General features: G+C 44.5%; 11 protein-coding genes. 2 read left to right on the forward strand and 9 right to left on the reverse strand.

What is annotated here, in order from left to right:
• Window positions 1-1,942: 1,942 nt before the first annotated feature.
• Together RIG61_07380 and RIG61_07385 are read left to right on the forward strand one after the other, a co-directional pair.
• On the forward strand, window positions 1,943-2,317 hold the full coding sequence (locus tag RIG61_07380) for a hypothetical protein (protein MEQ9618982.1): 375 nt from the start codon (window positions 1,943-1,945) through the stop codon (window positions 2,315-2,317).
• Window positions 2,318-2,809: 492 nt separating this feature from the next.
• Window positions 2,810-3,217 carry a hypothetical protein gene (locus tag RIG61_07385; protein MEQ9618983.1) on the forward strand — a complete coding sequence of 136 codons (408 nt, stop codon included), beginning with the start codon at window positions 2,810-2,812 and terminating at the stop codon, window positions 3,215-3,217.
• 980 nt (window positions 3,218-4,197) lie between these two features.
• On the opposite strand, the gene RIG61_07390 is transcribed toward RIG61_07385, so the two are convergent.
• The 9 genes from RIG61_07390 to RIG61_07430 form a co-directional block, all read right to left on the reverse strand.
• The gene (locus RIG61_07390) at window positions 4,198-4,527 is read right to left on the reverse strand and encodes a hypothetical protein (protein ID MEQ9618984.1); all 330 of its coding nucleotides are present in this window, start codon (window positions 4,525-4,527) and stop codon (window positions 4,198-4,200) included.
• A gap of 80 nt (window positions 4,528-4,607) precedes the next feature.
• Window positions 4,608-5,177: a hypothetical protein gene (locus RIG61_07395; protein ID MEQ9618985.1), complete on the reverse strand. Its 570-nt coding sequence runs from the start codon at window positions 5,175-5,177 to the stop codon at window positions 4,608-4,610.
• 300 nt (window positions 5,178-5,477) lie between these two features.
• Window positions 5,478-6,953, reverse strand: coding sequence for a phage tail tube protein (locus tag RIG61_07400; GenBank protein MEQ9618986.1), 1,476 nt, complete (start codon window positions 6,951-6,953; stop codon window positions 5,478-5,480).
• A 137-nt stretch (window positions 6,954-7,090) separates the two neighbouring features.
• Entirely contained in the window at window positions 7,091-8,218 is a 1,128-nt protein-coding gene (locus RIG61_07405; protein ID MEQ9618987.1) for a right-handed parallel beta-helix repeat-containing protein, read from the reverse strand.
• A 273-nt stretch (window positions 8,219-8,491) separates the two neighbouring features.
• Entirely contained in the window at window positions 8,492-9,193 is a 702-nt protein-coding gene (locus RIG61_07410) for a hypothetical protein (GenBank protein MEQ9618988.1), read from the reverse strand.
• A 44-nt stretch (window positions 9,194-9,237) separates the two neighbouring features.
• Entirely contained in the window at window positions 9,238-9,963 is a 726-nt protein-coding gene (locus RIG61_07415) for a hypothetical protein (protein MEQ9618989.1), read from the reverse strand.
• Window positions 9,960-10,673, reverse strand: coding sequence for a hypothetical protein (locus RIG61_07420; protein MEQ9618990.1), 714 nt, complete (start codon window positions 10,671-10,673; stop codon window positions 9,960-9,962). Before RIG61_07420 ends, RIG61_07415 begins: the two co-directional genes overlap by 4 nt.
• A gap of 30 nt (window positions 10,674-10,703) precedes the next feature.
• A complete protein-coding gene (locus RIG61_07425) occupies window positions 10,704-11,348 on the reverse strand; it encodes a hypothetical protein (GenBank protein ID MEQ9618991.1) in 645 nt (214 codons plus the stop codon).
• A 382-nt stretch (window positions 11,349-11,730) separates the two neighbouring features.
• On the reverse strand, window positions 11,731-11,916 hold the full coding sequence (locus tag RIG61_07430; protein MEQ9618992.1) for a hypothetical protein: 186 nt from the start codon (window positions 11,914-11,916) through the stop codon (window positions 11,731-11,733).
• Window positions 11,917-12,137 lie beyond the last annotated feature (221 nt).

Here is a 12,137-nt window from a genome sequence, read left to right on the forward strand (position 1 = left end):
ATATCTTTAATAAGCAAGTTGATATTATGACCAATTTCCGCAGCCTGTTCACCACCAATCAACTTTGCAGCGTTCGTTAAAATATTTCCAAATGGAGAATTTGTTTTAAAAACTCTGTCAAATGCAGATTCCGCTTGTTTCATTGACGATTCAACATCTTTATTAAACTTGAAAAAAGTAGATTCTGATGTTTTAGTAATAAACTCAAATCCGTCTCTAAATTCTTCGAATGTACTATTAGCTGTCTTTCCTAATTGTATTAATTGCTCATCTTCTACAATAAACTTGACCGTAATTTCATTTATCTCTGCCATTTCCAGTACCTTGATTAACGTATCGACAAATTAATCTTTCACTATACGTTTACTTTATTCCTTAGATAGATTTATAGGTGTTTGCTTGCAATCCCTCTATATTTAGAACCCTTTATTTATATTGTTGATTAATGGATACATATATGTAATTACTTAACTAGACTTCATATTCTTATTCTTTTATAATAGCGTGATGAAAGAAATCTGCTCCAATTGTCTTTACACCGGTGAGTCCGGTCATAGCGGAAGAAATGCTTGCAGGTTCCCTTTGGCGGGCCTGCTATTGGGAGTGGGTGTAAACGGTATTACAAGCGTAATACCGGATAGTGAAACTTCCGGTTCCACGCTCGTACTCGTAATAATTACTATTGCTTGTTTATTTACCGCCTTCTATTTACTTTACAGGTGTATCAATAAGAGCAGGAGAGCATGTCCCAAGTGTAACTATGGCGATATGATTGAGATGAATACCCCGGAAGCGGACAAACTAGTGGAGCAACATAGCCTGAAAAATTAGTTTTATATTCTCAAATACAAACATGCAAAAACTTTGCCCAGAATGTAACTATATTGGATACGAATCCCGTGGACAGAAATCACTTTTAATATGGGGAATAGCTTTAACTATTTGGGGAGCAATAACACTACTTGGCGCACTTATGCTTTATTCCTTTTCCGTTAGGATACTTGCGTCAGTAATTTGGCTCTCATTTGGTGTTGTTACCTTATATTACTACATTCATTACCCAAACATATGCCCAAACTGCAAGCAGAAAAAAACCATGATCCCTCTCGACACTCCCAAAGCCCAGGCCCTAATTAAAGATCACAACCTGACTATCCCGCAAGAAACATCACAACAGTCCAGCCCCAAAACCACTCAATAACCGAACATATCTACCATCCTTTTTTATCTGTCATTCTGAATGTAAATTAGAAATCTCGTCTTTGTATTACCCTTCTCGACATTCACGGAATTGGCGTTAAGAAAATAGAATATTGAGGCGTAAAAATCTTTCCGGGACGATTTCGAGCTAGCGAGGAATTGGACGCCCTTTCCTATAAGAAATAATGTAATTAGTCTCGCTTCACTAAACCACGATTCTAATCAGGGTTGAATTAAAAGATTTTAGCCGAGATAGCCCATTTTTAGCCACATTCCGTGCAGTCGGTGATTTTTGCTTCTTTTCATCTAGGAAAAGAAGAAAGATGATTTATCTTTTTCCCGCCCAGCCTGAACCTTTCGAAGAATGTCATTTAGAGCGCAGCCGAGAAATCTATTCATTTATCCTTTAGAGTCTGTCATTCTGAACCCTGTCCTGAACTCGTTTCAGGATCATTTCAGAATCTCGATTTTCATCTTTCAATCCTTTAATTCCCTCCTTAGTAAAAGGAAACGAATGCGAACGTGTGAGCATTTAGACGCCTTTAGTTAAAAGCACTTATGCCCATTATCTACCGGCACATAAACTCTTGGAATAAAATAGGGTGGATTTAAAATACAATATAAAAACCTCACCTACGCCGCTAGCCTATACTCCACTTCCTCTACATTAACCTTATTATCATATAACTGAACGACCACTCTCCCTTCATCCTCAAAATCCCAACTGTGTTATAATTTCCTGATGCAAAAACTCTGCACCAATTGCAATTTCATCGGCAAAGGTAAGCACGGCCTCTTGTCCGGCAATATCTATGTCGGAATAATAGAAGTAGTTGTGGCGGTAATTATACTCTTTACAGGCCAGAAGCTCCTTCAGTCTTTTATATACGGAGCCGTGGTCGCGGCAATAGTAGCAATAGCCGGACTGATAAATATTATGGACTCGTTCTCGGAGGGCCGGCTCTGCCCTAACTGCGGCAAGGACAAGATGATCCCGCTCGACACTCCCAAAGCCCAGGTCCTCATCCAAGAACACAACCTCACAGTCGGCGATAATGTCCCCCAAAACACGCAGAATGACCAAAAACCAGACCAGTTTGAAGCCCCCAAATCTTAAATCCATCTCTTAACTTCCATTCATAACCAACTATTATTCCAACATATTTATAGTAACACTGCAATACTTCGACCCACCTTTGCAACCACAGCGCCACAACCCCGCTTTTGTTTTTTTCATTCCCCCCCTTAGAAAAAGGGGATACAGGGGGATTTTTCCTATTTCTTATTCCCTAATGCCTTTTCCTTTCCCGACATTCACAGAATTGGCGTTAAGAAAACAGATTATCGAGGCGTGAAAATCTTTTAGGAATGGGGCTGAATTAACAGATTTTAGCCGAGATGGTCTGTTTTTAGCCAAATTCTGTTAAGTCGATGATTTTTGCTTCTTTTTATCAAGAAAAAGAAGATATAATTTTTTGCTTTTTTCCCTTGTCACTACATGTCGGGTAAAACCTCTCGGCAATCTCAAACCCCCCTTATCCTGAGCCCGGTCAAAGGATAAATACATGCCCCGCTTTCAATCCCTCACCCATCCATTATCCTATCCCTGGTGAAAAAACTCTGCACAAACTGCTTCTACATCGGATACGAAGACAGGTCCACACACGGGAGCTTCAAGACCGAGTCCATCCTCTGGGCGGTTGCCTTTGTCCTCGCATTCACGGGCGTTTTCGAGTCCGACCTATGGCTGCCGGCAACCATAACATTCGCACTCGCCTTTTTCTATACTCTGACCATCTTCAGGGTAAAGATATGCGTCTGCCCAAGGTGCGGCCGCGACTCCATGATCCCGCTCAAAACCCCCAAGGCGGAGGCTATAATTCATGAGCACCACCTCGTGATGCCCAGCGAATTCAAAAATCCTGCGCGCACGATCTTCGGCCTCACATTCCGCGACGCGCTCCTCATCCTCACCACCATCCTTATAACCGTCATGCTCTACAACCACTTCACCTAACTACTCATTCCCACTTAATCCTTTTTCTCCCTCTCTCTTGAGGGAGAGGGTAAGGGTGAGGGGGCACCTTCTGTTAAGTCGGCGATTTTTACTTCCTTTCATCAAGGAAAAGAAGATATAATTTTTTGACTTACCCTTGTCATTGCGAGCGCAGCGCGGCAATCCCAAATCCGTCATGCTGAACTTGTTTCAGCATCTAACCCTTTGCCTTTCCCCTTCCGTCATTCTGAATTCATTTCAGAATCTAGAATTTTGCTTTTGCCTCCCTTTCACCCCTCCATAATCTCAAGAATCCTATTGACTCCATACCCCCAAATCATCTATAATAATTACGGAGGTAATTATGACAAGCGAGTGTGACAGCCCACCAGACAGGTTGGTCGAAAATTCGTGAGATCCGAAAATGGTGAGTACTTAAACAATCACCATAAATAATAGCTAAAACTAGCTATTGCTTAAAAAAAGCATACAAACCAAAAAGGGAGCCACAGTGCTCCCTTTTCCATTTCTAGATATAGTAAACATTATTTGTCATTACAAACGAATGTGAGAAATCTAACCCTTGCTTTTTCTTCGTCATCGCAAACCGCAAAGTGGAACGACAACGTCGCATTATCGAAGTTTGTCATGCTGAACTACGATTTCGAGTAAGTAAGGAATCGGGTCCATTGACAAATTGCAACCGAGTAAGTATTCCCCTATCATGCCAGTCCAAACCCAAAACTTTCAGCATCTAGCCTTTCGTCTTGTCCATTCTGACATTCACATAATTAGCGTCAAGAAAATCTTATGTTGATGCGTCAAAATGTTTTGGGCCGGGGCGGAATTAAAACATTTTAGCGTTAACATGAGATTTTTAGCAATATTATGTGCAGTCGGTGATTTTTGCTTCTTTTCATCTAGGAAAAGAAGAAAGTCTTTATCTTTTAGTCATTGCGAGTGGAGCATATTATGCGTAGCGCGGCAATCTAATCTTTTCATTAAGAGCCAGCAATACCCCTACGGCGCCCGAGAGCCTCAATCCCTTCCCCCTTGGCGCCCCTTTTCATTTTCCTCTCCTGAGACTTCAGGGCAAACTCTCTGAACGCCTCATCCACGGCAATCACTACCCGAAACGCCCTCATCTTCGGATGCCCCTCGAACTCTAGCTTCTCCAGGTTATTCCATATCTCGGAATGCACCAGTGTGCCTACGGTCATCCCCTGCCCGTAGCGCTGAGACTGGCATAGCTCCCATAGAGATACCCACTCCCGCTGGTGCTGGGGGAGGTTCCGTATAAATCCTTCCGTCTCGTCCCCCGCCTTTTTCAATATGCGAAGCTCGTCCCTGTCGTTCTTTTCAAACTTGAGCCTGTTCTTCCGCCTGAGTTTCCTCTTTTCTTCGAGCTGACTTACCCTGCGTCTGATTGAGTCTGCGCGGTACCTTCTTTTTTCCCCTTTGAAGCGGACTTCGAATCCCTCGTATATCCGCTCGAAGTACTCCCTGACTCTTCCAAAAAATTTTCCTCTTCTTTCTTCTCCTCCTTCGTGACCTTGCCGGCTATGAGCTCATAGCTCGACCTGAAGTTGCTAAGCAGGAAAGAGGACTTACAGAACTCATTGTAGAGCCATTCTTTAGTGTCCTTGTCGTATAGCACCCGCTCGCCCTTGTCGGTAAGCCCTGTAATGTCCTGTATGAGGTTATATACCAGGAACTTCGCGGCGCGCTTCGGGTCTCCTCCGAGAATCTTGAAGCTCCTGTCCTCGACAGTCAGGTCTTGCGTAAGGTCCCTTATCTGAGTAAGCCTCGCCACTGTCGGGTACGGACACTTGAACCCCACCTCGCGCCAGCCCTCGTCGTAACCCACCCACTCGCCTTTCTCGTCCTGGTAAGCGGGCCAGTCCTCATCCTCTATATCCCTGTAGGGATATATCGTCACATAATTTGATACATGTTTGGTCAAACTCTTAATTTCAGGCATATCCCCTCCTTTACACTATTGCACTATGTCATTCTGAACTTCGTCCTGAACTCGTTTTTCAGGATCTATTCAGAATCCAATCCCTTCCCGCTCATCCTGAGCCTAGTCGAAGGATGTCATTGAGTGGTTGCAAAGCAACAGCGGCAATCCCGTCTTTCTCTCGTCATTGCGAGCCGCAAAGCGGCGCGGCAATCTCGTCCTTTCCCCTCAATCATTTAATCCCCTACCGGGAAAAGAAAAGCTAAAAAAGGGCTGTTAGCATTCATTTATTGAATATAAACAGCCCCTTAGCAATAATCCTTAAACAACGGCCTCAACCATATCCTCAACTGTTGGCTGGTTGTTCTTCACCGTAACTGTAATGTCCGTATTCGGCGCGCTGCTGGTATCAAGCCTGCCAAGGAAGCTCTTCTCATCCGTCACCGGGTCCTTCGAGCTCACGCCCGGATGCGGACTCCCCTCGAACTTGGCTTTGGGCACGCTCATTGTCACCTGATGGCTGTTGTCACCGATATAGGTCCATATAAAGTCGAGCTGCGTCTCTGTTCCCGCAACTGTCTTCTCAGCGAATTGCTGGCTTCCGTACTGATAAGTGAATGAGCCGCTTACAGATCCTTCCCCGGGGGTGATCGCGCCCTTGATCGGCGACCCTACGACGAAGTTACCCTGTATGGTATTCTCGATCACGAGACTCAGGTTTTCAAACTGGTTTGTGGTCTGCTCCACACTGTCCACCTGCACGCTCGATTCCCAATGTGCGTAAGGAATGTTTTCAATCGAGGCCGGAGTCCCGAATATGTTCTCTGACAGTATTTGAAATGCCTTCCCTACTACGTTCATATTGAGCTGCGGAAGGTCGGTCGGGTCCACGTTAAGAGTAAGATTGCTTACCTTGTTCCCCCTGATAAGCATGAGCGATTCAATATCGGTAAACCTCAGAAGGAAACTGATACCCTCGGGAATGGTGGAGCCTCTATAAATCGTATGTGTGAAGGGTTTAATTACTTCATCGCACGCCGCCCCGTTAGAGTGAGCCTTCCTGAGCCCGTTGGGATGAGCAGCCGAGTCCAGCGTAAGCTGCCCCGCAGCCGTGCTGCCTATCTTTACAATCTCTGCGTCATTTCCCGTGCTTAACTGAGCAAACTCACCGGCTGCGAAACCAACTTCGGATGTCACTGATACCGTTGTATCTCCGGCGGAAGCCGCTGCCGACAAAGTCGTACTTGCCCCCGCTGTTGACGTTCCGACTGTGGTGTAATCACTATTCAAGGCGTGTAAGTAAAACAGCCCCACTGTCGCTATATCGAGCTCAACAGTCATATCCGCTCCTGTGTCATAGTTTCCCTCACGGAAGTTTGAAAGTACACGCGAGCCGGAGAGCGCCTGCGACCTCTGCAGATCTCTTCCGCCGGACGGTGTGAAGGACCTCACGTTACCTAGCTTGAACCAGTTATTAGCCGGGTCTACCTCAACCACAGCCTCCCCCGATTCATGCCTGTAGTTTATCTTTGTGTTCGCGTCGAGACTCACCGTCGTGCCAGACACGTAACCTGCATCCACCTTTACGAATTCCATATTGTTGTCGTTCCCGACCTTAAGAATATCCCCCGCCGCGATATTAGTATCGCTCGCTACCGTAACGCTAGTCGCTCCGGGGTTAACAGCTGCGGCAAGCGTAGTGGACGCTCCGCCCCCGACCGCGGCTGACGGCGTCACGCCGTTTACCTGTTCAATCTTGTACCAAATCTCCGCACTTGAGCCTGAAGCCTGTGCCATATTGTTCCACCTCCGGTTTTTATATAAAAAAGCCCGGAACGGCCTGAACCGCCCGGGCTTATATTTTTAATTTGTTATTAGTCATCCTGAATTTATTCAGGATCTAAACTTTTATGATCTAATCCGCTTTCATGAGACTAGTAATTGATAATCTTCCCGTTCTCATCCCATCCTGTAGTCCTCTGATACTGGCTTTGAAAATCATTACGCCAACTGTCGTTCCACTTCCAGTCGCCGCTTTTTATCTTCCACGTGTTATAGTCCACACTGTTGTCAGCCGATTCGGCATCGAAAACTTCCAGCGCAGCTACACCGGGGTTAGCGCTCTGGAAATAGTTATTTTGAATCTCATTATTCGAACTCTTCCATATGCCCAGATGAGTATGGCTCGTATCGTCTGTTGAAGGATACTTTTCAAGTATAAATTTATTATTGGTAATTCTAGAATTTCGCACATGATGATATATGGCCATTCCCCAGGAATTATCCTCGATCAGGTTTTTTTCGATATCCAGATTTTCTATCCAGGTTGAGCATTTCGAGCCGTTCATCTGAATCCCCCTGCCCCCGTGATTTCGTATTACGTTACCGCGAATAGCAACTCCGGAAATCCCCTTGCACTCGAAATCAGATAGATATATGCCGTGGCAGTGTTTGGGACTCGAGCCCCGCCAGTCCTTGTTGTAGCACTCCCCTTTTCCAGTCCCGTTCGACTCTATTATGTTATTTTCGATTGTTATATTATCAGTCGATATGATCAGGATTCCCTGATACGTGTTTCGGTGAATTTTATTATTCCGTATGATATTATTGCCTTTGTAAAGCTTTACCCCGTCCCAGCCTTTCATTACTTCAAAACCCTGAAACACGATCCATTCGGCGTCGATCTCGACCCTGTCGCCTTCGCCCTTTCCCGGAACGATAATAGGCTTATGTCCGGGGTAGGCTTCGATTGTAATCGGTCTCAGACGTGTCCCGCTGTTTTTGACAACAATTTTTCCGGTATAGACACCGCCTATTACCCTGATAATATCACCCGGGACTGCTGAATCGACAGCTCCCTGTATGGTTGTGTAATCGCCGTTAGCGCCCGGCGCAACTATCTTCACAGATGGCAAGCGCGCACCTGCTGATTCGACGCAATCAGCGCAGCTGGAAGGATCGGAGAGAGTGTAAACGCCTCCCACCACAGCCGGGGCCTGGTCGATAAAATATAGAGGTAAAATTGCAGTCAAGACAACTGACAGAATTGCCGTCGATTTCATAATTTACCAGTTGGCTTCCAGACTTGGCGCTGGATAACCGTTTAATATTATAACTGCCAGACATAGTAAATAGCTTTTTACGAATTTAATGCATCTTCCACCAGCCTCAGAACCCGACAAAGATTTTTATTTTCCCCTTCCTTTAACATTTTTTACCTTTTACGTTTTTAAAAATCATCCTGAATTCATTTCAGGATCTCGTCTTTTATAGATACATTCGCAATTTCCCGCCGGTTTCTAGAGCACAACGTCCGTCTATATAAAAATCGGCTATTAATAAATAGTCCTCCAGGCATAAGCATCCGCCGCGTCCTTTGCGCAAACTTCAATAGTATCCTTTACTCCCGCATTACCTTCTACCATCCAAAATTTGCCTCTTTCAGAAACGCTGCAAGTTGGTTTAACAACAGCCCCTCCGTTATCAGAAATTTTAATCCCCCCCGCTTCAACGGAAACCAGGCTCTTTGCATAAATACTATCGGGTCTATTGGCGCCGGTTTTCCCAATATCGCCGCTTGCGTCAGTATTAAATATAAAATCACCATCGTAAATTCTAACTCCAATAACACGAGAAATACTAGCTACAACAACTCCGTTACCCCAAAACTCAATATTGTTAACACCATTCATTTTAATTCCAGTATCGTCATCTTCGCCTACCAGTCTCTGGTCAAATATAATTATGTTGTTAGCACCACCTTGGCCTATAACTGTCTGGTCACTTGTATTGACTGAAAGTAAATTTATATCTGCTGTATTAGCTGCGTTCCTAGCTTTTATAAGAGTAGAGTTATTAGGACCTTTCAGTGAAGCAGAACCAGTTAGGTTGATATCGCCCGCCATACTCCCGCCGGATTTCGGCAGGACATTGGAGGGAATTATAATGTCTGCTTCAATAATATCCTCATTGATCTGCGATTGAGCATAACTTGAAATAAGAATTATAAATACGATAACGAGTATAAATTTTCTCATGGATTTCTTTTTTACCTCAATTCACCATTCATTCCGAATGTCCCTCAGTTTTTCCAAACTCTACGAGTACTGCCTCCTAGCGGCTGCTTTATTTCAGCTGCTACAGCAGCCCAATCATTACTTGCACTACCGCTCCAATCATATGTTTGACTTGATGAACTTATGGCAGTAACCCCGCTGATGGACAAATCAGGTCCCTCTGCTATATTTGCTTGCTCTGTCTGTCCAAGATCAGCAGAAAAAGTCAATGCCGCATTGTCTTTATAACACCCTAATGCAATATTTGCACTTTCACCGTTTATGGCATTAGGCACGTGAGTAAGAGCTATGCTTGTAGATGCAGCCGCTGTATTTGAAGCGGTTATATCAGGTGCTTCATCGGCTGCATCTATAATCGAAACAGCTATCGCTATTCTGTCTGCTGAATTTGCGCTCAAATCGAATGAGACTGTATTTATGCCGATTGCCGGATTTGTAAGATAATAAATAGAACAAACACGTAAATTATTATTTATCTGGTCAACGGCTTCCGTCAAAGCAACACCGTTATAAGTTAATGAGCTCACAGATTTTGCGGAGGTACTCTCTACACCTACTAACACTACCAGGTAATCACCGTTATTGTCATGATTAAAGGTAAGAGTTGCTTGGTTCGTACCCGATCTCTGAGCAGAGGTTACATTACCAATAGAGATAGAAAAAGCACTCTCATAAGCTCCAAAAAACATTAATAATAAAAATAAAGCCATATTAACAATAAAACGCGTCATTTCCAGATTCTCCTCGAATTTCCACTTGCCTGCGGTTCAGGGATGGCAAAGGCTATAGCCCCCCAGTCTTTTGCGCCACTGCCAATTGTCCAATCCATAAGGAATGTCCCAGTGCTTGCCATGTTTTTTGTTGACGAGCCTATCTCCAAACTAAAGGAAAATGCTGCTGAATATTGTAAAGTTTGCCCTATTCCATCGGCCGTAAAACCTGCGTTGGCGTTATACCCGACGCAATCTACAATTATAGAGTTAGCGTTTGTGGTCGTTACGCTGATTTGTGGGTCATTACTAAGTCCGGAGGCCGTTTGTGTCACATCCGGCGCGCCGTCATTCGCTCCATTTAAAGTCATACCACCCGCTGTGATATTCTGAGAAGCCGAAAGTGTTACTTCTATATTCGCTGTCGTTACGGTAGGGCGGCTTAGATAAGCAAACCATATAGTTGTACCGCCCTGAGTTACTGTCGTAACCGTCATTGCTTCGGAGGTGTTGAATTCGACACTAGATACTGTTGTGGTGCCGCTGTTATAAACTCCGCAGGCAGTCAAATAATCCTCACCTGTATTTACGACCTGACTCCATGAATGGGTCGTTGCCGTTCCATTATAAGTTGACGTAGTTCCTACGGTCGGGACTTGCGAATAACTTGCAGTGGCAAACGGAAACAATACGACAAATAAAATAAATGTATATCCAAAAACTTTAGTCAATTAACAAAACTCCCTTAATCTATTGGGAAATTAGTCGATGATATACCCCACACATATCATATAAGTATCTGTTTCAGGTGATACTGCGTTATCAACATCGAACCTAAGAACCTCACGTGCGGTCAGGGTATTTGCCGCAGTAACCGACTGCGCAGTTGCTACAGTCCCAGGCCCACTACAGGTGGGGGTTGTATGCGTCATCGCATTACCCGCTCCGTCCTCCAGACTAACTTGTGCTACCGTTGTAGGCGCTAGGCCGTTATAGTTACACCAAATGTCCGTGATTGTGACCGCGCTCACGAATGAGCCGAACAACATATCATCGTCAGCAGCCGCCAGATTCTCTATAACTATGCAATCTGTAAATTTCTCGTTTTTTGTCAATATATTCGCATCGGTTATTTGAGTGTTCAGTTCTGAAATAGTATCGAGCTCGGTTTCCTCAATAGGGTCAAAATCAACTTCAGCTGTTGATATTGTTTGACCAAGGAGAGTTACTTCACCAGCAGCATCAGGAAATGTCACCGCTCTTGCGGCAGTCAGTGCCGGTATAGTAATTGTCATGGTGTCCACACCCTCTTGAATCTGAAGGCTCGTATCGTCCAATATCAACGGCCCGGTCATTGTGCCACCGGCAAGCAGTAGATAGTTACTGGCAGTTATAGTATCCGGCACATCCGCATCTGTAATAGAACTACAAGTAGGAGCCGCATTGTCATTCAAAATAATGGCAAACTGGTTAGCAGCGCACGCTCCGATTCCTGAATAATTACTTGCGAGCTCCCCATCCTCTATGGTCTGGCCGAGCAGGGTTATTTCCCCTGTCGCATCAGGAAAAGTTACTGTCCTGTCTGCAGTCGGGTCTGTGATTTGGAATGTTGTTTCAAAACACTAGCAGATATAATCTAGTAAGGAATAAAAAGGGCACAAAAAAAACGGAGATGATGTTCTCAGTCTCCGTTCCTTTTGTTTAAATCTTTGTGGGGCGTTGTTCGCCCATTGATATATAAATTATACAAATTACACCACGCTGTCAACAACCTTTTTTAAGCTTCTTTTAAAAAGTCTCATAGCTCCCATTCGTCATCCCAAGCTCCGCACCCTTTTTTTCATAGGAGAGCATTTTGCCGTCAATAAAGCCGAACCTTAGCTCAAGCGCCCTCCCCTCCTTCTCAGCAAGCCCGGAGAGAACCTCCTCAGCCCGCTCCCGGTTTACGGTATCCCTCATATCTGCCGGCAGCAAATGCAATATCCTCACAATTCCGTTATTATATTTCTACATGTCTTTAACCTTAAAAAAACGTCATACTGATTTCATTTCAACGTCTCGTTTTTCAACCCCCTCATCCTGACCACAATCGAAGGATGTCATCCTTTCGTCTTTTTCTTTCCCGACATTCACAGAATTTGCGTTAAGAAAATAGTTTGTTATGGCTTAAAAATCTTTTCGGGACGATTTCGAGC

The organism is Deltaproteobacteria bacterium (assembly GCA_040223695.1).
Lineage (GTDB): Bacteria > Desulfobacterota_D > UBA1144 > Nemesobacterales > UBA2774 > JAVKFU01.